This window comes from Paenarthrobacter sp. TYUT067 (genome assembly GCF_023656375.1).
In the GTDB taxonomy this organism is placed as follows: Bacteria; Actinomycetota; Actinomycetes; order Actinomycetales; family Micrococcaceae; genus Arthrobacter.
This window is the reverse complement of record NZ_JAMOIT010000006.1, coordinates 40617-67120: the sequence shown is the minus strand read 5'-3', so window position 1 is coordinate 67120 and position 26504 is coordinate 40617. Positions and strand designations below refer to the sequence as shown.

General features: G+C 61.4%; 20 protein-coding genes. 5 read left to right on the top strand and 15 right to left on the bottom strand.

The window, feature by feature from the left end; translation table 11 throughout:
* Positions 1-148: 148 nt before the first annotated feature.
* The 9 genes from whiA to MOD31_RS07015 form a co-directional block, all read right to left on the bottom strand.
* Positions 149-1129, bottom strand: a complete 981-nt coding sequence (gene whiA, locus MOD31_RS07055; protein WP_062069705.1) for a DNA-binding protein WhiA — start codon at positions 1127-1129, stop codon at positions 149-151.
* Positions 1130-1138: 9 nt separating this feature from the next.
* On the bottom strand, positions 1139-2155 hold the full coding sequence (yvcK, locus tag MOD31_RS07050; protein ID WP_142939238.1) for a uridine diphosphate-N-acetylglucosamine-binding protein YvcK: 1017 nt from the start codon (positions 2153-2155) through the stop codon (positions 1139-1141).
* Positions 2155-3078 (bottom strand): RNase adapter RapZ, encoded by a 924-nt coding sequence (gene rapZ / locus MOD31_RS07045; RefSeq protein WP_142939239.1) that lies wholly within the window; start codon positions 3076-3078, stop codon positions 2155-2157. Before rapZ ends, yvcK begins: the two co-directional genes overlap by 1 nt.
* Positions 3079-3210: 132 nt before the next feature.
* Positions 3211-5226: an excinuclease ABC subunit UvrC gene (gene uvrC / locus MOD31_RS07040; protein WP_166840776.1), complete on the bottom strand. Its 2016-nt coding sequence runs from the start codon at positions 5224-5226 to the stop codon at positions 3211-3213.
* A gap of 58 nt (positions 5227-5284) precedes the next feature.
* Complete coding sequence (locus tag MOD31_RS07035) at positions 5285-5953, bottom strand: 1-acyl-sn-glycerol-3-phosphate acyltransferase (RefSeq protein ID WP_142939241.1); 669 nt, start codon at positions 5951-5953, stop codon at positions 5285-5287.
* Positions 5940-6656, bottom strand: coding sequence for an HAD hydrolase-like protein (locus MOD31_RS07030; RefSeq protein ID WP_142939242.1), 717 nt, complete (start codon positions 6654-6656; stop codon positions 5940-5942). Before MOD31_RS07030 ends, MOD31_RS07035 begins: the two co-directional genes overlap by 14 nt.
* Before the next feature lie 114 nt (positions 6657-6770).
* Entirely contained in the window at positions 6771-9695 is a 2925-nt protein-coding gene (gene uvrA / locus MOD31_RS07025) for an excinuclease ABC subunit UvrA (protein ID WP_142939243.1), read from the bottom strand.
* A 65-nt stretch (positions 9696-9760) separates the two neighbouring features.
* Complete coding sequence (locus MOD31_RS07020; RefSeq protein WP_142939244.1) at positions 9761-10141, bottom strand: GntR family transcriptional regulator; 381 nt, start codon at positions 10139-10141, stop codon at positions 9761-9763.
* Between the two features lie 154 nt (positions 10142-10295).
* Positions 10296-11105 (bottom strand): trans-aconitate 2-methyltransferase, encoded by an 810-nt coding sequence (locus MOD31_RS07015; RefSeq protein WP_250820182.1) that lies wholly within the window; start codon positions 11103-11105, stop codon positions 10296-10298.
* 71 nt (positions 11106-11176) lie between these two features.
* On the opposite strand from MOD31_RS07015, the gene MOD31_RS07010 reads away from it, so the two are divergent.
* From MOD31_RS07010 to MOD31_RS06995, 4 genes are read left to right on the top strand one after another with little or no spacing between them, the layout of a single operon-like run.
* On the top strand, positions 11177-13711 hold the full coding sequence (locus tag MOD31_RS07010; protein WP_250820181.1) for an RNA helicase: 2535 nt from the start codon (positions 11177-11179) through the stop codon (positions 13709-13711).
* A 26-nt stretch (positions 13712-13737) separates the two neighbouring features.
* Positions 13738-15111 (top strand): CoA transferase, encoded by a 1374-nt coding sequence (locus MOD31_RS07005; protein ID WP_223940300.1) that lies wholly within the window; start codon positions 13738-13740, stop codon positions 15109-15111.
* Between the two features lie 32 nt (positions 15112-15143).
* On the top strand, positions 15144-15656 hold the full coding sequence (locus MOD31_RS07000) for a GNAT family N-acetyltransferase (RefSeq protein ID WP_142939255.1): 513 nt from the start codon (positions 15144-15146) through the stop codon (positions 15654-15656).
* Positions 15649-16992, top strand: a complete 1344-nt coding sequence (locus MOD31_RS06995) for an alpha/beta fold hydrolase (RefSeq protein ID WP_142939256.1) — start codon at positions 15649-15651, stop codon at positions 16990-16992. The genes MOD31_RS07000 and MOD31_RS06995 overlap by 8 nt, the downstream gene beginning before the upstream one ends.
* Here the strand turns inward: MOD31_RS06995 and MOD31_RS06990 are convergent.
* The 4 genes from MOD31_RS06990 to coaE all read right to left on the bottom strand — a co-directional run bounded on the left by MOD31_RS06990 (position 16989) and on the right by coaE (position 22933).
* Positions 16989-18341, bottom strand: a complete 1353-nt coding sequence (locus tag MOD31_RS06990) for an MFS transporter (protein ID WP_166840787.1) — start codon at positions 18339-18341, stop codon at positions 16989-16991. The genes MOD31_RS06995 and MOD31_RS06990 overlap by 4 nt on opposite strands.
* Positions 18342-18370: 29 nt before the next feature.
* Positions 18371-19399: a TerC family protein gene (locus MOD31_RS06985; protein WP_142939258.1), complete on the bottom strand. Its 1029-nt coding sequence runs from the start codon at positions 19397-19399 to the stop codon at positions 18371-18373.
* Between the two features lie 168 nt (positions 19400-19567).
* Positions 19568-21664 (bottom strand): excinuclease ABC subunit UvrB, encoded by a 2097-nt coding sequence (gene uvrB / locus MOD31_RS06980; RefSeq protein ID WP_142939259.1) that lies wholly within the window; start codon positions 21662-21664, stop codon positions 19568-19570.
* A gap of 30 nt (positions 21665-21694) precedes the next feature.
* Positions 21695-22933 (bottom strand): dephospho-CoA kinase, encoded by a 1239-nt coding sequence (coaE, locus tag MOD31_RS06975; RefSeq protein WP_166840789.1) that lies wholly within the window; start codon positions 22931-22933, stop codon positions 21695-21697.
* A gap of 22 nt (positions 22934-22955) precedes the next feature.
* On the opposite strand from coaE, the gene MOD31_RS06970 reads away from it, so the two are divergent.
* Entirely contained in the window at positions 22956-23645 is a 690-nt protein-coding gene (locus MOD31_RS06970; RefSeq protein WP_166840791.1) for a YigZ family protein, read from the top strand.
* A 214-nt stretch (positions 23646-23859) separates the two neighbouring features.
* Here MOD31_RS06970 and rpsA read toward each other — a convergent pair whose 3' ends face one another.
* Both rpsA and MOD31_RS06960 read right to left on the bottom strand, forming a co-directional pair.
* Positions 23860-25341 (bottom strand): 30S ribosomal protein S1, encoded by a 1482-nt coding sequence (rpsA, locus tag MOD31_RS06965; protein WP_026540604.1) that lies wholly within the window; start codon positions 25339-25341, stop codon positions 23860-23862.
* Between the two features lie 184 nt (positions 25342-25525).
* On the bottom strand, positions 25526-26488 hold the full coding sequence (locus tag MOD31_RS06960; protein ID WP_250820180.1) for a polysaccharide deacetylase family protein: 963 nt from the start codon (positions 26486-26488) through the stop codon (positions 25526-25528).
* Positions 26489-26504 lie beyond the last annotated feature (16 nt).

The following is a 26504-nucleotide window of genomic DNA, read 5'->3' as shown; positions in this document are numbered from 1 at the left end:
CGTCCGGTTGGTAACTCTCGTTATGTCATCCGGCCAGCGGGCCGGCCGGAAATCCTTGGCGAAGCAAACTGCTCTTGCCTCCATCGGGAACAACCCGCGGTGGCCTTGCAGTATTTCCTCCGCACTTTCTCGATTCTATGGGTGCGCCCTACTCGTCCATCATTTCGGGAGTCACATTTGCCTCAGTCCCGGGAATGCCCAAATCCACCGCACGTTTGTCCGCCATGGCAAGGAGCCGTCGGATACGGCCCGCGATGGCGTCCTTGGTCATGGGCGGATCGGCGAGGCGGCCGAGCTCATCCAGGCTCGCCTGCTTGTGGGCAACACGAAGCTCCCCTGCGTACTTGAGGTGGTCAGGGACGTCGTCTCCCAGGATCTCCAACGCGCGGTCCACCCTGGCGCCCGCTGCCACAGCGGCTTGCGCCGAGCGCCGAAGATTGGCGTCATCAAAGTTGGCCAGCCTGTTGGCGGTGGCCCGTACTTCTTTTCGCATCCGGCGTTCTTCCCAAACCATCAGGGCGTCATGCGCGCCCATGCGGGTCAAGAGAGCAGCGATGGTGTCGCCGTCGCGGATGACCACGCGGTCCACACCGCGAACTTCACGCGCCTTGGCCTGAATCCCCAAGCGTCGGGCTGCGCCGACCAGTGCCAGCGCCGATTCAGGGCCGGGGCAGGTCACTTCAAGGGAGGAGGAGCGACCCGGTTCGGTCAGCGAGCCATGAGCAAGGAATGCACCCCTCCACACAGCCTCAGCATCTGCAGCGGAGCCGTTCACGACCGCTGAAGGGAGACCGCGGACAGGGCGCCCACGGCCGTCCAGCAAACCGGTTTGGCGGGCCAGCGCCTCGCCGTCACGGACAACGCGGACGACGTAGCGGCTCCCCCGGCGCAAGCCTCCGCCGGAAACAACGATTATTTCACTCTGATGTCCGTAAACTTCGGCGATCGCTGCCCGGAGACGGCGTGCGGTGGAGGCAAGATCCACCTCAGCCTCGATGACGATACGTCCCGAAATGATGTGCAAGCCGCCCGCAAAACGCAGCATTGCCGAAACCTCCGCCTTGCGGACCGAAGATTTCTTGATGTCCAGCCGGGACAGTTCGTCCTTGACCGACGCAGTAAGTGCCATCGCGTGTTCCTAACTGTTCCCGAAAATATCGTGGTACGCCGCTGCCAACAGCAGTGGATCATGGACGGGGCGGCGCCTCGACGCACCTACTCTACCCAACACCACTTCGGCACCGATCATTGCAGCGGCCTTCTCAAAAGCCTTGAGATCCTGCACGGCTGCGGGATCGGCCAGGACCACGTCCACTGTGAACTCAGGCGCATAGCGGCGTAGAACGTCCAAGTGGTCCGCTGCGGTCATGCCGGAAGTTTCCTTGGTTTCCACATCCAGGTTCATGGTGAGGCAGCGTTTGGCGGCGGTGTCACCGAGGGCCCGCCGCAGCTCAGGCAGCAGCAAGTGCGGCAGAACCGAGGTGTACCAGGAGCCGGGGCCGAGGATGACCCAATCAGCAAGCTCGATAGCAGTGAGAGCCTCCACGCAGGCCGGGGCGGCATCGGGAAGGAGCCTGACTTCTTCCAGCTTTCCTGCCACGGCACATTTCGCCTGTCCCCGAACCGTCCTTAGTTCATTGCCGCCATCGGGCAACTCCACGCGGGCCTTGCCCTCAATGGTGAGGGGAACGCTGGACATGGGCAGGACCTGGCCGCGGGCGCCAAGCAGCGCTCCCGCCCACTTGAGGCCGGCAACAGTGTCCCCCAGCAGCTCCCATAACGTGACGATCAGGAGGTTGCCCATGGCGTGGTTATCCAGCGAACCGCCTTTAGCCGAACCGGCTTCGAAGCGGTGTTGCATGACGTCCCGCCACGTCCGCCCCCAGTCCGTATCGTCGCAAAGGGCGCTGAGCGCCATCCGAAGGTCTCCGGGCGGAAGGACACCGTACTCCTCACGCAGACGACCGGAACTGCCGCCGTCGTCCGCGACTGTGACGATTGCCGTCAGCTCAGAGGTGAGCAGCCGCAGGGCGGACAACGAAGCGGCCAGTCCGTGACCGCCACCCAGGGCGACCACGGAGGGGCTCTTCTTCTGTTGGCTGCCGGGAACGCCCTTGGGCGGAATGAGTGGCAGCGGTCCCGTCAGGACCCCCACTATTCACGCCCCAGGTCGCGGTGGGTGGTGGTCACTGTTACGCGGGGGTATTGGGCCAGGCGCTTGGACAGTTCCATGGCCACCGCCACTGAGCGATGCTTGCCTCCTGTACAACCAACAGCCAGCGTGGCGTAATGCTTGTTCTCCTGCCGGTAGCCGTCCAGGACAGGCTCCAACGCCCGAACGTAACGATCCACGAACTCCTGGACACCCGCCGCGCCCAGGACATACTCGCTGACGTCCTCATCCAGGCCCGTATGGGGCCGAAGTTGGGGAACCCAGTGCGGGTTGGGAATGAAGCGGGCGTCCGCCACGAAGTTCGCATCCACGGGGAGCCCGTACTTGAAACCAAAGCTCATGACATTGAGCCGAAGCGTCACAGGGCCGGTATCGCTGAATAATTCCGTGATGGCGGTGGCCAGGCCATGAACGTTGAAGTCGGAGGTGTCCAGTACCACATCGGCGTGTTCACGCAGTTCGCGCAGGACCTCACGCTCGATTCCGATGCCGTCCAGGATCCTCCCGCCGCCCTGCAACGGATGCGGGCGGCGACCCTGCTCGAAACGGCGGACCAGGACGTCGTCATTGGCATCCAGGAAGAGGACCCGGAACGTGATGCCGCTTGCGCTCAATGCCCCCAGGGCGGTCTGGATGTCCGTGAAGAGATCCTTGCTGCGAACGTCCACCACTACTGCCAGCTTGGGAATGGACTTGGGCGCATGCGAGACAATTTCGGCCAGGGTACCCAGCATCTGCGGAGGAAGGTTGTCCACCACATACCAGCCGTGATCCTCCAAGGCGTCCGAGGCGGTGCTGCGGCCGGCACCCGACATGCCGGTTACCACCAACAGCTCAGCCTCCGGCGGCTTCACGGGCGTCAGGCCGTCCTGCTCCGTGCCGGACCCTGCCGTAGCCTCATCCATCAGTTGTCCCCGTTTCGTAGGAAGTGGTCAGTGAAAATGATCGTGGTTGCCGCCCGGGGCGCCGTGGTGCAAGCAGCCGGTTACAGGCGTCCGGCTGCTCGATCGCGCCGACCGGACAAGTTCTTACCCTAGCTAAGATTCAAGGATTTCGCCGGTGGTCATGTTCACCGCCGGTGCCGTTTCACCTGAATCCTCAGTGGCACCAAGGTGCTGGACCACCGCGGCTGCAAGCGCCGGTCCGATGCCCTTGGCCGATGTCAGCTCCTCCACTGACGCGGCTTTGATCTTCTTGAGTGAGCCAAAATGCGCCACCAGTGCCTTTCGCTTTGCCTCACCCAGCCCAGGAACGCCATCCAAGGCCGAGACCGTCATCGCCTTGCCGCGCTTCTGCCGGTGGAACGTGATGGCGAATCGGTGGGCTTCGTCGCGAATGCGCTGCAGCAGGTACAGGCCTTGAGATGTTCGGGGAAGGATGACGGGGAAGTCGCTGTCCGGGAGCCAGACTTCCTCAAGTCGCTTTGCCAGCCCCACCACGTAAACGTCATCAATGCCCAACTCCGCTAGGGCGCGGGCCGCGGCGTTGACCTGCGGTTGCCCGCCGTCCACCACCACAAGATTGGGCGGATACGCGAATTTGGCCTTCGGGGCCTGAACTTCAGGGTCCGACGTCGGAAGCTTGGCACTGCTTTTGGCGCCGGTTCGCGTGGGGTTGACGATCTCCCCGGAAACAATGGGGACCTGGGCAGCTTTGTCCGTCAGGTAGTGCCTGAACCGGCGCGTGAGGACGTCGTGCATGGCTGCGGTATCGTCCGTGGCCGCAGCACCCGTGATGGAAAACTTCCGGTAATCCGATTTTTTGGGCAGCCCGTCTTCCACTACCACCATGGACGCGACCACGTTGGTGCCCTGGACGTGGGAAATATCGAAGCATTCAATCCTCAGCAGGGGAACCGGAATCTCCAACGCCTCCTGCAGTTCCTGAAGTGCAACGGACCTAACGGTAATGTCTCCAGCGCGCCGCGTCTTGTGCAGCTTCAGTGCTTGCTCCGCATTCTCGCGCACCGTGGACATCAAGGCAGCCTTGTCACCGCGCTGCGGGACCCGGATGTCCACCCTTGCCCCGCGTAATCCCCCCAGCCATTCAGTCAGTTCCGCATGGTTGCTGGGGTTCTCGGGAACCAGGACTTCCCGTGGGATGCGGCCCTGAACTTCACTGTCTTCTCCATAAACCTGCTGCAGCAGATGTTCGATCAGTTCCGGGGAGGTGGCATCTTCCACCTTTTCCACCACCCAACCGCGCTGGCCCCGGACCCGGCCGCCGCGCACGTGGAACACCTGAACGGACGCTTCAAGTTCATCCTCATGGAGGGCGAAGACGTCTGCGTCAGTGTCCTCGGCAAGGACCACTGCGTTCCGTTCAAAGACCTTACGGAGGGCGATGATGTCGTCCCGCAGGCCCGCCGCGCGCTCGTAGTCCAGTTCAGCAACGGCGGCAGCCATGTCCTTTTCCAGCCGGCCTATAAAACGCTTGGCTTCGCCGCCCATGAAGGAACAGAAGTCCTCAGCCAGTCCACGGTGCTCCTCAGGGGTGACCCGTCCGACACAGGGTGCCGAGCATTTGTCGATATACCCCAGAAGGCAGGGCCGGCCGCTGGACTCAGCCCGCTTGAAGACACCGGCGCTGCAACTCCGCACGGGGAAGACCCGCAGAAGAGTGTCCATGGTCTCCCTGATGGCACCGGCAGTGTAGGGACCGAAATACCGGGTCCCTTTCCTTCTCTCGCCACGCATGACCTGGACCCTGGGATATTTCTCCCCCATGGTGACCGCTAGGTAGGGATAAGTTTTGTCATCCCGGAAGACCACATTGAACCGTGGCTTGAACTCCTTGATCCACGTGTATTCCAACTGCAACGATTCCAGCTCGCTGCCTACCATGGTCCATTCAACGCTACTGGCCGCGTGGACCATTGCATGGGTCTTGGGAAGAAGACCTGCAGGGTTGGCGAAATACGAATTCAGCCTGGAACGGAGGTTCTTTGCCTTGCCCACATAAATGACCCGACCATGGGGGTCACGGAAACGATAGACGCCGGGGGTGGTGGGAATTTCACCCGTTTGGGGCCGGTAACTTGCTGGATCTGCCACGATTCCAGTCTAATGAACCGTAACGACACTCTTTGCCACGGAGCCGGTTTACCAGGCCTTAGTCGACAGACTTGCTTTGGTTGTAGCTTGTGGACCGTTCCTGCCCGCTGAGCACCGCAATGGCATCCATGATCTTGTCAGTGACTTCGCGCCTGGCCGGCAACGAATGGTCCGGGCCTGTCTTGTCGAAGTAAAGGGGCTCGCCCACTTTCATGGTGAAGTGCTGGGGACGGACTGCGTTCTTGTCCGCAGGCTGCAGTTTCTCGGTGCCGATCAACCCCACCGGGATCACCGGAGCGCCAGTAGTGAGGGCCAGCCAGCCCACACCCGTCCTGCCCCGGTATAGGATGCCGTCCCGGGACCGGGTGCCTTCAGGATAGATGCCGATGCCCTTACCGGATTCCAGGATGTCCAGCAGCGTCTTGAGCGCCTGCACGCTGGCCGCCTGCTCGCCGCGCTCAACGGGAATGGAACCCACTGCTTCAAAGAACGACTTCATCACCGCGCCCTTGACGCCTTTGGTGGTGAAGTATTCCGCCTTGGCAAAAAAAGCAACAGGCCGGGGCATGAGCGCCTGGACGATGACGCTGTCCAGGAAGGACAGATGATTGGGTGCCACGATGAATGGCCCATCCTTGGGAACGTTCTCCAGTCCAATGACCGTTGGACGGCACGTGGAGGAGATCAGGCCACGGGTTGTCCAGCGGATCGCATCAAAGACTGCCATCGTTTTGTACCTCGCTCAGGGCTGCCGCGCGGACAGCGTCAAGTTCTTCAATTGTGCTGCGAAGCTCCACGGCGGTGCTTACTACTGCGACTGCTCCGGCTTCCTCAAGTTCACCGTCCGGGGCGAAACCCCAACTGACCCCGATGCAGTCCAGTCCATTGGCCAAAGCACCCGCGACGTCCTGATGCCTGTCCCCCACCATGACGGCCGGCTGGGAGTGAAGATCCTTCAAGGCCGCGCCCACGATCTCGACTTTGCCGGGCGCCGTGTTGGCCTTGAGGGATTCGTCGTCCGCAGCACCCCGAATGGAGACGAAAAAGTCTGCGATTCTGTGGTGCTCAAGCACCAGCCGCGCAATTGACTGTGGCTTCTGGGTGGCTACCGCAACGGCCCGGCCGGTCTCCGCGAAATACTCAAGGAGATCGAAGATGCCCGGGTACAGCTTGCTCTGGCCAATACCGGTTTCCCTATAGTGACGCCGGTATCGCTCAATGGTTTCATCCACCAATTCGCCGGGGACGTTGGCCAAATGCAGAAGGGAGTCGCTGAGTTTAGGCCCCACCATTGAATTTAAGACGGCTTGCTCCGGAACAGGGAGCTCCATTTCCCGGAGGGCTGCAGAAATGCCTCCCGTGATACCTCCGGCAGGATCGACAAGGGTGCCGTCCAGATCGAATATTACGGGCACCGTTGTTTGAGTCACCGGGTTAGTTTCTCACGAGTAGCGGCATGCCTGAAACTCGCATGCCGCTACAGGAATACTTCCAAGGTCGCAGAGATATTCCCTGACGGCCTTCCGGCCGCCCGTGAGTAGCTATCAGAGAATCTCGGCCAGGAAGGTCGCCGTGTGGCTGTCCGTGGATTTGGCCACCTGTTCCGGCGTTCCTGTGGCCACGATCTTCCCGCCGCCCGAACCACCATTGGGACCAAGGTCCACAATCCAGTCCGCGGATTTGATGACATCCAGGTTGTGTTCGATGGTGATCACGGTGTTGCCCTTATCCACCAAGCCCTGAAGAACCAGGAGCAGCTTACGTATGTCCTCAAAGTGCAGGCCCGTGGTGGGCTCATCGAGGACGTAGATGCTGCGTCCGTTCGACCGCTTCTGAAGCTCGGCTGCCAGCTTCACGCGCTGCGCCTCGCCGCCTGAGAGTGTGGTTGCAGGTTGGCCAAGCCTGACGTAGCCCAAGCCCACATCCACCAAGGTCTTCAAATGCCGTGCGATGGGGGTGAAGGCAGCGAAGAACTCGGCACCTTCTTCAATGGGCATGTTGAGGACGTCCGCAATGGTCTTGCCTTTGTAGTGAACCTCAAGGGTTTCCCGGTTGTACCTGGCGCCGTGGCACACTTCGCAAGGAACATAGACATCCGGCAGGAAGTTCATTTCGATCTTCAGTGTGCCGTCGCCCGAACAAGCCTCGCAGCGCCCGCCCTTGACATTGAAGGAGAAGCGCCCCGGCTGGTAGCCCCGCACCTTGGCTTCGGTGGTCTCAGCAAAGAGTTTCCGGATGTTGTCAAAGACACCGGTGTACGTAGCTGGGTTGGACCGGGGTGTACGGCCGATGGGGCTTTGATCAACGTGGACCACCTTGTCCAGGTGCTCGAGTCCAGCAACTGTGCGGTGGCGGCCTGCAACCTGCTTGGCTCCGTTGAGCTTGTTGGCGAGGACCTTGTAGAGGATTTCGTTCACCAACGTGGACTTGCCGGATCCACTGACACCAGTGACCGCCGTGAAAAGTCCCAGGGGGAACGTGGCGTCAACATTGTTGAGGTTGTTCTCCCGGGCACCTACAACCTTGAGTTCACGCTTTTTGTCGTACTTACGGCGTTTGGTGGGGACATCGATCTTGCGACGACCGGACAGGTAGTCACCGGTCAGTGACTCCGTGTTTTTCAGCAGCTCCTTGTAGGTACCGGAGTGCACTACCTGGCCGCCGTGTTCGCCGGCACCCGGTCCGATGTCCACCACCCAGTCGGCTTCGTGGATGGTGTCTTCGTCGTGCTCCACGACGATCAGGGTGTTACCGAGGTCCCGGAGGCGCGTGAGCGTCTCGATGAGCCGCCGGTTGTCCCGCTGGTGCAAACCAATGGATGGCTCATCCAAAACATAGAGGACACCCACCAGGCCAGAGCCAATTTGGGTGGCAAGACGGATGCGCTGAGCCTCACCGCCCGACAGGGTTCCCGAAGGGCGTTCAAGGTTCAGGTACTCCAGTCCAACGTCCAGGAGGAAGGTCAGGCGGGCCTGGATCTCCTTCAGGACCTGGTTGGCAATCTGGGCTTCCCTGTTGGTCAGGGTAAGGCTGCCCAGGAACTCCGCGCACTCACGCATGGGCAGGGCTGCAACCTCGGCGATCGACTTACCGTTGATGAGCACGGACAGCGAGGCAGGGTTGAGACGGGCACCGTTGCACTCGGGGCACGGAATCTGACGCATGTACTCTTCGTACCGGTCGCGGGCCCAGTCGGAGTCTGTTTCTCCGTGCTTGCGGTGAACGTACTGTATGGCACCCTCGAAGCCGGTGCTGTACTTACGCTCGCGGCCAAAGCGGTTCTTGTACTGGACAACCACCTTGTGGTCCTTGCCGTGCAGGACCGTATTCCGGATGTCCTTGGGCAGTTTCTCCCAGGAGGTCTTCATGGAGAAGCCCAGCTCGTGCGCCAGCCCCTCAAGGAGACGGTTCCAGTACTCCGTGGTGGCTGTGCCAAGGGCCCAAGGGGCAATGGCACCCTCGCCAAGGGACAACTCGGGATTGGGAACAATCAGTTCTTCATCCACTTCCAGCCTGGTGCCGATGCCGCTGCAGGCAGAGCAGGCGCCAAAGGGGTTGTTGAAGGAGAACGAACGGGGTTCGATCTCATCGATGGCCAGGGGGTGTTCGTTGGGACACGCCAGGTTCTCTGAGAAGGCGCGGATACGGTTGGGGTCCTCGGCCTCAAGGTCCACGAACTCCACCAGCACACGGCCTTCAGCGAGGCCGAGGGCGGTCTCGACGGAATCAGTGAGGCGTTGGCTGATCTCTTCCTTGACCACCAGGCGGTCCACTACAACTTCAATGGTGTGCTTGAACTGCTTGCCGAGTTTGGGCGGATCGCTCAGCTGAACCAGCTCGCCGTCTACGCGGGCGCGGGAATAGCCCTTCGCCGTCAATTCCTTGAAAAGATCGACGAACTCACCCTTGCGTCCTCGCACAACGGGGGCAAGGACCTGGAATCGGGTACCCGGATCCAGTTCCAGGAGCTGATCCACAATCTGCTGAGGTGTCTGCCGGGCGATAGGCTCGCCACAGACAGGGCAGTGCGGACGACCGACGCGCGCCCACAGCAAACGCATGTAGTCGTAAATCTCGGTGATGGTGCCCACCGTGGACCGTGGATTCTTGCTGGTGGACTTCTGGTCGATGGATACCGCCGGAGACAGACCCTCGATGAAGTCGACATCAGGTTTGTCTACCTGGCCAAGGAACTGACGTGCATATGCGGACAATGACTCCACGTAGCGACGCTGGCCTTCGGCGAAGATGGTATCGAAAGCCAGGGAGGACTTGCCGGAACCGGAGAGTCCTGTGAACACGATCATGGCGTCGCGCGGTAGGTCGAGGTCCACGTTGCGCAAATTGTGTTCCCGGGCACCCTTAACCACCAAGCGGGAAAGGTCCGGCTTGGCGGGTTTGGTATCGGAAAGAGCGGGGACACCGTTCAAGGCGTCCATGGCGGTATCTTCAGCTAAGGCTTTGGGCACCTACCAATGCTAATCGAAAACTTCTTCGAATTTCCATGTCGTGCCTCACATGCTACTGATCGGTATCAGTCGGCGTCGTATGCGGCAGCAAGAAGCTGCACTGCCTCGGCGAATGAAGCTCCCTGGGCCTTCGAGGCGGCGGCGTATTCAGCGGCGACACCTGCCAGCGCGCCCCAACGGTCATCCCGCGCGCAAACCACGGTGCCGTTGCGCCCGCGGGTAGCCACGACGCCTGCTGCTTCCAATTCTTTGTATGCACGGGCCACGGTGTGGGGTGCGACGTCCAAGGCCCCCGCCAGATTGCGAACAGGAGGAAGCTTGGCGCCGACAGCCAGGACTCCTGCATCAATGAGTTCGATGATCCGGAGTCTCAACTGTTCAAAGAGCGCAACAGCACTGCCGGTGTTGGGTCGCCAGTTGCCTGGAAAATCTCCGGTGGGAGTCACAGTGAACTCCGGCCTGGTGCCGGGTCCATCCGGGGAATCTGGTGTTCGAAGCGTCCTTGGTCCATGCCGAGAATTAGACCAGCGACGCGGGCAACGGACAAGCCGTCACGGTGCGGGAAGGTGAATACTACCTGCGGCGAAGAGTTCTGCAAGTTCATTCCGGCTTGTGCGCTACGGCAAATATGCGACGAAATGGGTAGACCGTTCCGTGGTTCGTTGAAGGGTAGGCCTGACTCAGAAGGGCGGCATACTGGCCTTCGAAATCAGCAGCCTCTTCCGCCGACAAAGCTGCCAACACAGGACGCAGTCCCGTGCCGCGGACCCACTCCAGTACCGGGTCCTCCCCCTGCAGAACCTGGAGGTATGTGGTCTCCCAAGCGTCAGCCGCACATCCGGCGTCGAGCATGATTCCCAAGTAGTCCGCAGGACTGCCCACTGCGCCATCGTGCCGGAGCACGCCGCCAAGCCGCCCGGACCACTTTGGGGATTCGGCCAATTCCCGCATAAGTGTGTGGGACGGGGACGTAAAGTTGCCCGGCACTTGCATGGCAAACCAAGCCCCGGGTTTAAGAGCGCGAATCCAGCCGGGCATCAAGTCCAGGTGCCCGGGAACCCATTGGAGGGCAGCATTGGTGACCACCACGTCCGTCTCCGCATCCGGTTCCCAGTCCGCGATGTCACCTTGCTCGAAAGTTAGCCTGGCCGGCGTCTGGTGGTGGGACCGCTGCGGGAGGTACTCCTCCTTCAGGGATTCTGCCCGGAGCAGCATTTCCTCCGACAAATCGATGCCCACAACGTGGGCTTCCGGCCAACGCTCGGCAAGGGTTGCCGTCAGGTTTCCCGGGCCGCAGCCGAGGTCAACCACCCTGCCCGGTTGGACGGACCGCACCCTGGCAACGAGGTCATGGAATGGCCTGTCCCTATGGTTGCCGAACTCCACGTATTTGGACGGATCCCACTTCACTGAAAGCCTCCTCGCCTCTGCCACCCTTGCTGGGCTGAGCCTAAACCGTCCGGGCACTAAGCTGGAAACCAATGAAACTTCTTGAGCAGCTCCCCGGTACCACCTCCACCGGCCGTTTGGACCCGGACGAAATCTACACACGGTTTGTCGAGTGGACCGAGAGCCGCGGGTTGCAGCTCTACCCGGCCCAGGACGAGGCCATCATGGAACTCGCCTCCGGCGCGAACGTCATCCTTGCCACCCCCACGGGCTCCGGCAAATCCTTGGTAGCAATCGCAGCGCACTTCGAAGCCATGGCACGGGGCCAGCGGAGCTACTACACAGCTCCCATCAAGGCCCTGGTCTCCGAAAAGTTCTTTGCACTCTGCGAGATCTTCGGCGCCGAAAACGTTGGCATGATCACCGGTGATTCCGGCGTAAACCAGGATGCCCCCATCATCTGCTGCACAGCGGAAATCCTGGCCAATATCGCGCTCCGCGAAGGATCGGCGGCAGAGCTGGGCTCGGTGATCATGGACGAATTCCACTTCTACTCCGACCCGCAACGCGGTTGGGCGTGGCAGGTACCGCTCTTGGAACTCCCCCAGGCGCAGTTCCTCCTGATGTCCGCAACCTTGGGTGACGTTTCACGGTTCGAGACGGGCCTGACTGAGCTGACGGGCCGGACCACCACGACATTGAGTTCGGCAGAGCGTCCCATTCCGCTGCACCACTACTACCACCTGACGCCTGTACACGAGACGCTGGAAGAACTCCTCTCAACCAAGCAGGTTCCCGTGTACGTGGTCCACTTCAGCCAGGCTGAAGCCATTGAGCGCGCCCAGAACCTCATGAGTATCAACATGTGCAGCCGGGCAGAGAAGGACCGCATCGCCGAGCTGATCGCGGGATTCAGGTTTGCCGCTGGTTTCGGAAAGACCCTCAACCGGCTGGTCCGCCACGGCATTGGCGTCCACCACGCAGGCATGCTGCCGAAGTACCGCCGGCTAGTGGAACAGCTCGCCCAAGCCGGCCTCCTCAAAGTGATCTGCGGAACCGACACTTTGGGGGTGGGCATCAACGTGCCCATCCGGACAGTGCTGTTGACGGCTTTGAGCAAGTACGACGGCGTACGCACCAGGCCTCTCAACTCCCGTGAGTTCCACCAGATTGCCGGCCGTGCAGGACGGGCAGGCTACGACACCGCAGGCACCGTGGTGGTACAGGCTCCGGACCACGTGGTGGAAAATACGAAAGCCATGGCCAAGGCCACTGCCAAGTTCGGCGATGACCAGAAGAAACTGCGCCAAGTAGTTAAGAAAAAGCCTCCGGAAGGATTTGTGTCCTGGGGCGAGCCCACGTTCAAACGGCTCGTCGAGTCTGTACCCGAGCCCTTGACGTCAAGCTTCACCATTACCCATGCGATGCTGCTGAACCTCATGGAACGTCCGGGCGACCCCTTCCAGGCAACCCGGCGCCTGCTCAGTGAGAACCATGAAAGCCGGCCTGCCCAGCTCAAACTGATGAAAAAAGCCTTGGGGATCTACCGGGAACTTCTGGCGGCGGGTGTAGTGGAACGCATTCCGGAGGAGGAGCAGGAGGCCGAGGGACGCTCAGTCCGGCTGACTGTCCACCTGCAGGCAAACTTTGCCCTCAACCAGCCGCTCTCCCCCTTTGCACTTGCTGCCTTGGAGCTGCTTGATCCGGAGTCTCCCTCCTACGCCCTGGATGTTGTCTCTGTCATTGAGTCAACACTGGAGAAACCTCGACAGATCCTCTCCGCCCAGCAAAAGAAGGCGCGGGGCGAGGCGGTGGCGGCCATGAAGGCTGACGGTATCGAGTATGACCAGCGCATGGCCATGCTGGACGAAGTGACCTATCCCATGCCGTTGGCGGAGATTCTTGGCGAGGCCTTTGAGGTATACCGCAAGGCAGCGCCTTGGGTGGGCGACTTTGAACTTGCTCCGAAATCGATCATCCGGGATATGTACGAGCGCGCCATGAACTTTGGCGAGTTCGTTCAGTTCTATGGCCTGGCCCGATCCGAAGGCATTGTCCTGCGGTATCTTGCCGATGGCTTCCGTGCGCTGAGGCAAACAGTTCCTCAGGATTCCCTTCGTGAGGATCTTGAAGATCTCATCGCTTGGTTGGGCGAGCTGGTGCGCCAAGTGGATTCCAGCCTGCTGGATGAGTGGGAAGAGCTGACGTCCGGGCTCGCCCCCACGCCCCATGACGCTCCCCCGCCCCCGCCGCCGCTGTTGACCGCCAACATCCGGGCCTTCCGGGTGATGGTTCGCAATGAGATGTTCCGCAGGGTTGAACTTTTTGCCGACGAGGACTCCGCCGCGTTGGGCGAACTCGACGCCGATGCCGGCTGGGATGCGGAGCGGTGGGAAGAGGTCTTGGACGACTACTTCGACGAACATGACGACATTGGCACCGGTCCTGACGCGCGGGGTCCTGGTTTGCTCATCATCAATGAGGAAACGGGCACGTGGAAGGTCCGGCAAATTTTCGACGATCCCGCGGGCAACCACGACTGGGGAATCTCTGCCGACATCGACTTGGCGGCGTCCGATGAGACCGGCACCGCCGTGGTCCGGGTGACAGACGTCAACAGGCTCTAGGTACACGTGCAATGGAACCCGGCGCCATGGAATCCGTCCCCGATCTGACCTCCGGCCTGCGCGGGGTGGAAGCCCTGCGCAAGGAACAGCCGGCGGCCTGCAGTGGTTCACGTCGGTGGTGGGGTGGCAGCTTGGACGTCGAGGGTTTGGCGCTCGGTTCGGTTCAAAGCGCCGCCACAGCGCTCAACGCACTGACAGGTTCCCCGGGGAGATACTCGGTTGACTCAGGGCTGACGGCAGCATCCTTCGATTCGCTGGGGCACCTCCGGATTGGGGGCCGCAAGCCCCAGGGCTTCGCGCCCGCATCCGGGTTCCGGCGCACTGCGGACGGCTGGATCCGCCTTCACGCCAACTATCCCCATCATGCAGCCCGGTTGATGGAAGCGCTCTCGGCGACCGTTCCGCAGGACGTGGACAACGCGTTGTTGTCCATGACCTCCTTGGAGGCGGAGACTGCAATCGTGGCACACAAGGGTGCGGCTTCCGCTGTCCGGCGCCGCGATGCATGGGTCTCATCCCCCATGCACTCTGCGGCAAGCTCCGGCCCTTGGGTCAGCCTGTCCCTCTCTGATATTGCGTCCTTGGGTTCGAAGGCCTCGTCATGGGCGCCGTCTGCGGACCCGCTCCGGCCCTTGGACGGGCTGAAAGTGCTCGACCTGACGCGCGTCATCGCCGGGCCCACGTCAACGCGCCTTTTAGGTGCGCTGGGTGCGGACGTTTTGCGTATCGACCCGCCCCTCCTTCCGGAGCTGAGCGAAGCCTTCATCGACGCCGGGTTCGACAAGCGCAGCGCCGAATCGGATCTCAGGAAGTCGGACCACCTGGCAGCTGTCCACGGTCTTGTTGCCTCCGCGGATGTGGTGATCACCGGGTACCGGGCCGGCGGCTTGGACAGATTCGGTTTATCTCCCGCTGCCCTGCTCGCTGCGAGGCCGGAGCTCGTGGTGGGCACCCTGACAGCTTGGGGCACTAGCGGCCATTGGCGGGAAAGGCGGGGCTTTGACAGCCTGGTACAGGCGGCTTGCGGAATAGCGGAGCGGTATGGACAGAAGCACGACGACGGGTGGAAACCCGGGGCGCTCCCGGTACAGGCCCTGGACCACGCCACAGGTTACGGACTCGCGGCGGCGGTGTTGGCTTTGCTGGCGGAGCGATCAAGGACTGGAGCCGGTGGATCTGCGAGTCTCTCTTTGGCACGGACGGCAGAGGAGCTGTTCGCCTTGCCTTCCGGGTATCAGGGCATCCCTGTGAGCTCACTGCGGGAGCCGAACCTCCTGGGAGCAGAGAGCCCCTACGGCCAGCTCACGTTTGTAGGGCCGCCTCTTCTGGTTGAGGGCGCCCCACTCAGGTATCGGCAGCCGCCTGTTCGTTACGGAACGTCAAAGCTTGCCTGGCGGTAGGAAGCCCGCGGGCCCCTAGTAAGCTCGAATGCATGAGTGTAATCCGCCCCGCCACCATTGAAGACGTCCCTGCCATCCTTCGGATGATCCACGACCTTGCGATCTACGAAAAGGAACCGGACGCCGTGAAGAACACCCCGGCCATGCTCACCGAAGTACTCTTTGGCGAGAATCCACGTGTCTACGCCACCATTGCGGAAAACAGTGCGGGCACAGTTCAGGGTTTCGCGCTCTGGTTCCTGAACTACTCCACCTGGGAGGGCGTCCACGGCATCTATCTTGAGGACCTCTACGTGGTTCCGGATGCCCGTGGCGAGGGCCACGGGAAGGCGCTCTTGCAGTATCTGGCCACCACCGCCGTCGAACGCGGTTACGCCCGGGTGGAGTGGAGCGTCCTGAACTGGAACGAACCCTCCATCAACTTCTACAAGAACCTCGGTGCATTCCCAATGGAGGAATGGTCAACGTTCAGGCTGACGGGCGACGCACTCCAGGCGTACGGGACGAGCATCGGTGAGGCGAAAGAGGCTCTCACCCATGGCTGAATCGTCAGTGGCTGACCAGCGGCCCTCCGCCGGCGGGCACCGCATCCAAGCCCGCCACGAATTTCGTGGACTCCGGACGGCGGAGCATTATTTTACGGTTCCCTTGGTGCACCAGGAGCTGGTCCCCGAAGAGACGATCACCATCTTTGCGCGGGAATACTCTTCCACCAGCCATTCGCCGCAAGAGGCCGCCAAGCTGCCGTGGCTGCTGTACCTCCAGGGTGGGCCAGGCGGCCGGGGTAACCGCGTCACGTCACTGTCCGGCTGGATGAAGGCGGCCGCCAAGGACTTCCGCATCCTGATGCTTGATCAACGCGGCACGGGTTTATCCACTCCGATTGAGCGGCAGTCATTGGAGCTCCGTGGCGACGCCGCAGCGCAAGCGGACTACCTGACCCATTTCCGCGCTGATTCCATCGTGGCCGATGCCGAGTACATCCGGGGCGTTCTGGGCTCCGGGCCGTGGTCGGTGCTGGGACAGAGCTTCGGTGGATTCTGTGCGCTGACGTATCTGTCCTTTGCGCCGGAGGGTTTGCGTGAGGTGCTGATCACCGGTGGCCTGGCCCCGCTCCACGGTTCAGCAGACCGCGTTTACCAGGCAACGTTCCGTCGGGTTGCCGCAAGGAACGCCGAGTATTTCTCGTGGTACCCGGAGGACCGGGAAAAGGTCACGCGAATCGCCCGTCATCTGGAGCAGCACCCTGAACTCCTGGCCAGCGGTGAACGGCTGACTCCTGAGCGTTTCCAGATGGTGGGATCCTTCCTGGGCGGAAACACCAGGGTGGATGGGCTCCACTACCTTCTGGAAGACGCGTTCATCAGCACGCTCACCGGTGAGCGGTTGTCCGAATCTTTCCTGGAACAGGTACGGGCACTCGTGAGCCGTGCGGCCAATCCGCTCTATGCCGTCCTGCACGAATCCATCTACGGCCAAGGCGAGGCAACCAATTGGGCTGCTTGGCGTGTTCTTGAGGACTACCCGGAGTTCAAGCCTGAAGCAGTCGAGCCGCTGCTCACGGGAGAAATGGTTTACCCTTGGTACTTCGAACAGGATCCGGCGCTTGTTCCCCTGCGGGAAGTCGCCGAACACCTCGCGGCCCGGAAAGACTGGAAACCGTTGTATGACCCCGCCCGGTTGGCATCCAACAGCGTGCCCGTAGCGGCAGCCGTGTACAAAGACGATATCTACGTGGACCACGATCTCTCGCTGGAGACCGCTGCAGCCGTGCGAGGTCTTCAGGCCTGGGTCACATCGGACTTCCACCATGATGGCATCGGTGAAGACGGTGAGGGGATCTTCAGGAAGCTCTTGGGCATGGTGCGCGCCCAGCGCTAGGTGGATGTGTTCTCCAGTGGTCCGCTCCCCGCGGCCGACATACGCTGGCGGACAGCAATGACGGCCGTCAAGGCCAACACTGCTGCCGCCAGAAGGCTTGAAGCGATGTTGAGCCCCTGATAGCCGATCCAGGCTAAGAGTAGGCCGGACGTTGCGCCGCCGAGTGCTCCTGCGGCACCCATCAGGGTGTCCGAGACGCCTTGCACAGTGACCCGTTGTTCGGGTTCGACGCTTTCGGCCAAGAGCGTTGACCCGGCAATGGTTGCCGCGGACCATCCCAGGCCGAGGAATATCAACCCCACAGTGACCAACACAGGTTCACGTTGGCCGAATCCGGCGATGAACACCGCCACCAACAGGAGCCCGTGCCCCATGGCAATGGTCTGGAAGCGGCCGGCCTTGTCCGTCAGCCACCCCCAGAGGGGCGACAGGGCGAACATGCCGGCAATGTGGAGGGAGATCGTTAGCCCAATAACCACCAGGGCATCCGTGCTGTCCGTGGTCCCACCATGGTGTCCATCATGGCTTCCACCCACAAGCTGTTGGAGATGCAGCGGTGTCATGGACATAACGGCCACCATGACGCCATGGGCGGCGACGACTGCCGCCAGCGCCAACACCGCCTGGGGTGATGCACGAACGGCGCGAAGACCGGACCGGATGGTTCCCCGGACGGGTTGCGCCCCTGGATCGTCACCAGCCCCAACGTGAGCAGCCAGCCGACGGGACAGCAGTAGTGGATCCGGCCTCAAGCCTGCGAACAACAGTCCGGCTGCCAGGAAAAGTCCCACAGCGGAGAACACGAAGGGGCCTGCGATGGGCGGCAGGCCAAGTGCCTCCCCCACTGCGGCTCCGGGCTGGATCAGGTTGGGCCCAGCCACGGCTCCGATGGTGATGGCCCAGACCACGGTGGACAATGATCGGCCCCGGCGCTCCGGTTCAGCGAGGTCGACGGCGGCGAACCGGGCCTGCAGGTTGGCGGCAGTGCCCAGGCCGAGGAAGGCTGCGCCCAGCAAAAGTAGAACGAAAGACTGGCTCATGACTGAGGCGATGATGAGCAGTGCACCGACCATCGCAGCTACCAACCCGGTGACAAGGCCCACGCGCCGTCCGCGGGCCTCAGCCAAGCGAGCCAGCGGCAGTGCTGCGATTGCGGCAGCCAGTGTCAGGACGGTGGTGATGGATCCCGCCCAGGCTTCGGATCCGGACAAATCCACGGCCAGCAAGGACCCAATGGAGAGTGTGGCGCCATTGCCGACGCCGCTGAGCAACTGCGCGGAACTGAGCAGGAAAACAGTACGGCGCTGAACCCGTTGTGGGTCCAGCGCCGTAGTTGAAGTGGTAGTCACTTCACGAGACTACAACTTTTGGAGGACAGTTACTCTGCCTCGCTCATGCTCTTGCGTGCGTCCTCTTCCAAACGCGCATCCAGCTTCGCCTGGCGTGCTGCGGGGCTCATCAGGCTGGCTACGACAGCAATGATGATGGTACCGACAATGACGGCCAACGATACGTAAGTGGGGATCTCAGGAGCCCACTCAATGTGCTGGCCGCCGTTGATGAACGGGAGCTCATTGACGTGCATGGCGTGCAGGACAAGCTTGACGCCGATGAAGGCCAGGATCACGGATAGGGCGTGCTTGAGGTACACCAGACGTGTCATGAGCCCGCCGAGGAGGAAGTACAGCTGACGCAGGCCCATCAACGCGAAGATGTTCGCCGTAAAGACGATGAAGGCGCTCTGGGTCAGGCCGAAGATAGCGGGGATGGAGTCAACGGCGAACAGGAGGTCGGTCAAGCCAATGGTCACGAAGACGATCAGCATGGGGGTGAAGACCTTCTTGCCGTCCACCACCGTGCGGATTTTGTTGCCGTCGAACTTCTCGGACATCGGCAAGACCTTGCGGAGGCGACCGATCAGCGGGTTCTCGGCGCCCTCTTCTTCGTCTTCACCGGAATCCTTGGCTTGCTTCCACGCAGTCCAGAGGAGGAACGCGCCGAAGATGTAGAAGACCCAGCTGAACTGCTCGATCACTACTGCACCCAGGGCGATGAAGATTCCGCGAAGGATCAGCGCGATGATGATGCCCACCATCAGCACTTCCTGCTGGTACTTACGGGGCACCGAGAAGCGGGCCATGATGATGATGAACACAAAGAGGTTGTCGATGCTGAGGCTGTACTCAGTGACCCACCCTGCGACGAACTGGCCCCCATATTCGGGACCGGCGAATGCGAACATGGCTACTGCGAACAGCAGCGCCAGTCCTACATAGAAGCCGACCCAGAGGCCGGCTTCCTTCATGGAAGGTTCGTGGGGACGCTTGACGACCAACAGGAGGTCGATGAGCAGGATGATTCCGAGAACGACAAAGGAGCCGATCTCAAACCAGACGGGAAGCTGCATTAAAGGTGCCTTTCGCAGGGTACGGGAAAGCGGTGTAAGTCTCTCCGGCCTGCCAGGGTGCGGTGAATGCAAAAATTGGCGGCCCGCTAGATCCGGCGAGGCATCTGTGCCTTGCGTGCTGACGGATGTAGCGCTTGGGATACTCCCCTACGTGACCTAAACCTTACCTTAGGCGTGCCCGGCGGACTGCATCTGGCGTAATTCGCGCTTCAACTCCTTGACTTCGTCACGGATGCGGGCGGCGACTTCGAACTGGAGTTCTGCAGCCGCCCCGTGCATCTGTTCTGTTAGTTGCTCAATGAGGCCCACAAGGTCTTCGGCTGGAGCTGCGGCAAGACCGTCCTGGCGTACGGTGGCGGCACCCTTTGCGGACGTCTTGCGCTTGCCCCCCTTGGCGAGGCGGTTGTTATTGAGCAGTTCCTGGGTGTCTGCGTCTTCCTTAGCCAGCTGATCGGTTATGTCGGCAATCTTTTTGCGCAATGGCTGAGGATCAATGCCATGGTCCGTGTTGTACTGAACCTGGATGGCGCGGCGTCGGTTGGTCTCCTCGATGGCGTGGGCCATGGAGTCGGTGATCCTGTCCGCGTACATATGGACTTGGCCGGACACGTTACGCGCTGCGCGGCCGATGGTCTGGATCAAGGAGGTTGAGGATCGCAGGAACCCTTCTTTGTCAGCGTCGAGGATACTCACGAGGGAAACTTCAGGCAGGTCGAGGCCTTCACGGAGGAGGTTGATGCCAACCAGGACATCGAACACGCCCATCCGGAGTTCGCGGAGCAGTTCCACACGCCGCAGGGTGTCGACGTCGGAGTGCAAATACTCAACCTTCACTCCGTGGCCCACGAGGTAGTCCGTCAGGTCCTCCGCCATGCGCTTGGTGAGCGTGGTGACAAGAACGCGTTCATTCTTCTCCGTCCGGGTCCTGATTTCACCGAGGAGGTCGTCGATTTGACCCTTGGTGGGCTTGACCACGACCTCGGGATCGATAAGGCCGGTGGGGCGGATGATCTGCTGGACGTAGCCGTCGGCTTTGCCGAGCTCGTACTTACCCGGCGTTGCGGACAGATAGACGGTCTGGCCGATGCGCTCCAGGAATTCGTCCCACTTCAGGGGCCGGTTGTCCATGGCCGAGGGAAGGCGGAAGCCGAAGTCCACGAGGTTCCGCTTGCGGGACATGTCGCCCTCGTACATGGCACCGATCTGCGGAATGGTGACGTGTGATTCATCCACTACCAGAAGGAAATCATCAGGGAAGTAGTCGATCAGGCAGTGTGGCGCCGTTCCGGGTTCGCGGCCATCGATATGGACGGAATAGTTCTCGATGCCGTTGCAGAAACCCATCTGCTGCATCATTTCGAGGTCGTATGTTGTGCGCATCCGCAGCCGTTGGGCTTCGACAAGCTTGTTTTGGCCTTCGAGGACCTTCAAACGGTCAGCAAGTTCGTCCTCAATCCGCTTGATGGCGCGGGCCATCCGCTCCGGACCAGCCACGTAGTGTGAGGCCGGGAAAACATACATTTCTTCTTCGTCCCGCAGCACTTCGCCGGTGAGGGGATGGAGCGTTTGAATGTTCTCGATCTCATCGCCGAAGAACTCAATCCTGATGGCGAGTTCTTCATACATGGGAATGATCTCCACGGTGTCGCCGCGGACCCGGAAGGTACCCCGGTGGAAATCCATGTCATTCCGCGCGTACTGCATGGAGACAAACTTCCGGAGAAGGTGGTCGCGGTTCATCTCTGCGCCCTTGCGGAGTGTGACCATGCCGGCGATGTATTCCTCGGGCGTGCCCAGGCCATAAATGCAGGAAACCGTGGCCACCACGATGACGTCGCGTCGGGTCAGCAACGCATTGGTGGCGGAGTGACGGAGTCTTTCCACTTCCTCATTGATGGAGGAATCCTTCTCAATGAAAGTATCCGTCTGCGCTACGTAGGCCTCAGGTTGGTAGTAGTCATAGTAGGACACGAAGTATTCCACCGCGTTGTTGGGCAGCAGTTCCCTGAACTCATTGGCCAGCTGCGCGGCGAGTGTCTTGTTTTGGACCATCACCAGGGTGGGTCGCTGGACCTGTTCGATGAGCCACGCCGTCGTTGCACTCTTACCTGTACCTGTGGCGCCAAGGAGGACAACGTCTTTTTCGCCGTTGTTGATTCGCTCGGTCAGTTCCGCGATAGCGGTGGGCTGATCGCCGGCAGGTTTGAATTCACTGATTACTTCGAAGGGCGCGACCACACGGTTGATCTCCTGGGCAAGACTCATATAAACCAATCTACTCCTGCCCTAGGACAGCTACTGTCCGCGTTTGCCTTCAGCAGAAGAGATATACGACGGCGGCATCCACCCTGTGCGGGTGGCCCACGCATCCATGAGTGGCCAAGCGACCTCTGTGAACCACGGCTCCTTTGCGTCGGCGTAGGCAGCAGTGCCCTGGTCCCCGGCGTGCGTGGCCGCCACTTCATGTTTGTGTGCTTGATACAGTTCCGCCGCAGACTGTTCTGCCCGTAACCAGTCGCGGAACAGCAGTGCGTACCGCCATCCGGGTGAGCCGGCCACCCGGACGTGCAGGTTCACCGCACGGCCCGGATCAGCGTTGGCGTGGAACCGTTTCTGCCATAGCGCGGGATCCAGTTCCGGTGGCTTCGGGGTGTCCTGATGGGAATCGGGCACGGCGGGGAAACCGGCCGCGGCGAGGGCAGGAGCAATGCGGTCTGCTGTCTCAAGGTCAGCCACGGCGAGTTGAAGGTCGATCACGTCCTTTGCCGCCATCCCTGGCACCGAGGTAGAGCCGACGTGATCCACTGCAAGGATCTCGTGGGGAGCTGCAGCGGTGATGCGTTCAGCCAACCGCTGCGCCTGCGCAATCCACTCCGCCTTGGAAGCGTTCATGACCGGCCCGGTTTCGCGCGGGGCCCTGGTGCTCCGTTGGAGGTTCTCCGCGAAGGGCGCCAGGCGGTGCGTCCATAAAGCATCCACCGCGGCGAGCAACTGCTCCCGGGTTCCGGAGTTGTCCAGGACGACGTCGGCAGCGGCGTTGCGTTCTGCTCGCGTAGCCTGTGAGGCCATACGAGCCAACGCGTCCTCCGTGGTCATCTGCCGAAACTCCACCATGCGTTGAACGCGGACGTCATCCGGGGCATCCACCACCACTACCAAATGGAAGTTGCTGCCCTGCCCGGTTTCGACAAGAAGTGGAATGTCCTGGACCACGATGTCACCAGGTCCCGCACTGGCCACGATTGCCGCAGCAACCTCCCGGACCAGCGGATGGATGATGCTGTTGAGAACTTCGCGTTGGGAAGGGTCCTGAAACACCATGGAACCGAGCTTCGGCCGGTCAAGCCTGCCATTGGCGTCGAGGATGCCGGGACCGAAGGCCCCAACAACCCGCTCCAGGCCAGGAGTTCCGGGCTCCACCACCTCACGCGCAATAAGATCTGCGTCCACCAGGATTGCACCAAGTTCCCGCAACCTGGACGCCACCGACGATTTTCCCGAGGCGATGCCGCCAGTCAACCCAATCTTCAACACCCTCCAACACTAGACTGAAGCGGTGGAAAATGAGGATGGCAGCCGCGCTACGACGTATACGACCATCGCGGCCGGTGCGGATTTCCGCAACGAACTGGAGATCCGCAGATCCCGCTTCATCACAGTCCTCCGGCGCGCACCCGATGAGGAAACAGCACGCTCATTGGTCAGTGACCTTCGCCGTGAATTTTACGACGCCCGCCACCATTGCTCAGCTTTCGTCATAGGGCCCGATCGCATGATCCAACGCTCCAGCGATGACGGCGAACCCTCGGGTACGGCAGGTGTCCCCATGCTGGAGGCACTCGTCAAAAGGGAGACCTCACCCAAGGTGACGAACCTTAGCGACGTCAGTGTCGTCGTCGTGCGCTATTTCGGCGGGATCCTCCTGGGCGCAGGCGGCCTGGTCCGCGCGTACTCCGAGTCGGTGTCCGCCGCCTTGGACCTGGCACCGTTGGTTCAGCGGCGAAGACTGCGCCTGTGCTCCATTGACGTCCCCCACGCGGAGGCTGGTCGTTTGGAAAACGAACTTCGCGGCGCCGGGTATGTCATGGCGAAAACCGGATATGAAGCCCGGCACACGGTTCTTCGAGTGGCTTTGCCTGACGATGCAGGTGCCATCTCCGAGGCCCACGCCCGGCTGGCGTCCCTCACCGCAGGAACTCTTGAGCTGCTGCCACAGGGCACCGAATGGGTGGACGTCCCCTACTGAACTGCGTTCGCACCCCTAACGCCGTTTACACCCCCTAACGCCGTTTGCACCTATGCTCATCCCGGCAGCGCGCCCGTTGCCGCCTATTGCACCAGTGGTTAAGGGTGCGTCGGGAGGAAACAGATGCGATGTAGGGGCCGAAAGCAGAAGGACCCCTGCCCGGAGGCAGGGGTCCTTCGTTGGCTATTCAGCTCATCCCGTGAGGGAAGCGGAATTAGTTGCCGGTCAGCTTCTCACGCAGTGCAGCGAGTGCTTCGTCGGACGCCAGGGTACCGCCGCCGGTGTTGGACTCAGCAGCAGCCGGCTCCGAGGAGTAGCTGGTGGTGCCGGAATCGGACTCACCGGACGTTGCAGCAGCAGCGTCGTCAGCAGCGTGCTGGGCAACCTGCTTCTTGTGAGCTTCCCAGCGGGTCTGGGCGTCAGCGTACTGCTGCTCCCAAGCGGCGCGCTGGGTCTCGTAGCCCTCGAGCCATTCGTTCGACTCGGGGTCGAAGCCCTCGGGGTACTTGTAGTTGCCCTCTTCGTCGTACTCAGCGGCCATGCCGTACAGAGCGGGATCGAACTCGGTGCTGTCAGCGTCAACGCCCTCGTTAGCCTGCTTGAGGGAGAGGGAGATGCGGCGACGCTCGAGGTCGATGTCGATGACCTTGACGAACAGTTCGTCGCCAACGGAGACAACCTGCTCTGCAAGCTCCACGTGGCGGACAGCCAGCTCGGAGATGTGCACGAGGCCTTCGATGCCGTCTTCGACGCGAACGAACGCACCGAACGGAACCAGCTTGGTGACCTTACCCGGAACAACCTGGCCGAGGGCGTGGGTGCGGGCGAAGGTCTGCCACGGATCTTCCTGCGTAGCCTTGAGCGACAGGGAGACACGCTCGCGGTCCAGATCCACTTCGAGGACCTCGACAGTGACTTCCTGGCCAACCTCAACAACCTCGGACGGGTGGTCGATGTGCTTCCAGGACAGCTCGGAAACGTGAACGAGGCCGTCTACGCCGCCCAGGTCCACGAATGCACCGAAGTTGACGATGGAGGAAACAACGCCCGGACGAACCTGGCCCTTTTCCAGCTTGTTGAGGAACGTGGAGCGAACCTCGGACTGGGTCTGCTCGAGCCATGCACGGCGGGACAGCACAACGTTGTTGCGGTTCTTGTCCAGCTCGATGATCTTGGCTTCGATCTGCTGACCGATGTACGGAGCGAGGTCGCGGACACGACGCATCTCCACGAGCGATGCGGGGAGGAAGCCACGCAGGCCGATGTCCAGGATGAGGCCACCCTTGACAACCTCGATGACGGTACCGGTAACGACGCCGTCTTCTTCCTTGACCTTCTCGATGTCGCCCCAGGCGCGCTCGTACTGAGCACGCTTCTTGGAGAGGATCAGACGGCCTTCTTTGTCTTCCTTGGTGAGAACCAAAGCTTCGACCTGATCGCCAACGGCGACAACGTCGCCGGGATCAACATCGTGCTTGATGGAAAGCTCGCGGGAAGGGATGACACCTTCGGTCTTGTAACCGATGTCGAGCAGAACTTCGTCGCGGTCGACCTTGACGACGGTACCTTCGACGAGGTCTCCGTCGTTGAAGTACTTGATGGTGGCGTCGACAGCTGCGAGGAAGTCCTCAGCGGTACCGATGTCGTTAATGGCGACTACGGGGGTACCGGGCTTCTCGGTGGAGGTGATGGTCATGTAGTAGGGGCTCCGTTGTGGATAGTTAGTCGGTCAGGCAAACCGCTGCCGCCCGGGTCCGGACGGCAGAACACGGCAAATTACCGGGTCATCCTGATTTGTGGATTAGTACAAAATGGATGCATGCACGTAGTACACGCCCGTTTATTCTAGTCGCATTGGCAAAGCAGGGTCAAAAGGAGTGTTACACCGTCAGGACGTCCCCGAGGCGGGCAAATGAGACTCCGAGATCCAGCAGCTGGGGCAAAGCCCGCGCGTAGCCGCCGGCGGTGCCTGCAGCAGGTCTGTTGAAATGCGAAATGACGATGTCCCCGGCCACCACACGCCCCACTTCACCGGCCACTGTGGCAGCAGAATATGTGGCTCCTCCGTCGCCGTTGACTGTGAAGTTGACCGGCAACATACCGAGCCTTCGCGTCATTTCCACCGCAACTTCGTCGTAGAACGCAGTGCCTGGGCGGAAAAACTTCGGGGCCGTTCCGCACAGCTCCTGCAGGATCTGCTGGTTACCCATCAACTCATCGTAAGCGGCTGCCACTGAAGTGGTTCCCTGAATGCCGTAGGCGGACTTGCCACTCACTGACAACGGCAGGTGGGCAGTGCCGTGATTGGCGAGTTCGAACAGGGGGTCGGCGGCCAACTCTGCCGAGAGCGCGGGGTTGGCATGGATCCATCGGCTATTGATGAACAGCGTTGCAGGGACGTTGTGTCTGCGGAGAGTTTGCAGGAGTGCGTGGTCGCATCCTGTGCCGCCGTGACCGCCACACGCATCAAATGTCAAGACAACCTTGGCGGACGCCGTGCGGTTCACCACTCCCGTCACGTGCAGTCCCCATTCCTTGGGGTGCCTTCCGTGGAACTCCGCCATGATGTGTTGCTTCGACAGCACCGTGGATGCGGGCCCAGGCGAAGCGGGAGACGTTGGAGCGAGGGCCGCAACGGCTTGCTCGCGGGATTTGGCGGCAAGGGAAGGAGGCGGTGTGGCCGGGCCCGAACGAGGGGACGTTGGGGCAGCAAGGTCTCCGCTCGAGCCGGCGGTATGCGTAGGGCCACTCGCACACGCCGTCAGGGCAGCCGAGGCAAGTCCTGCCATTCCAAGCAGCACTGATCGCCGGCCGGCCAACGGCCGCCGCTTGGAATCCCCCATGGATGTCCTTCTCTGG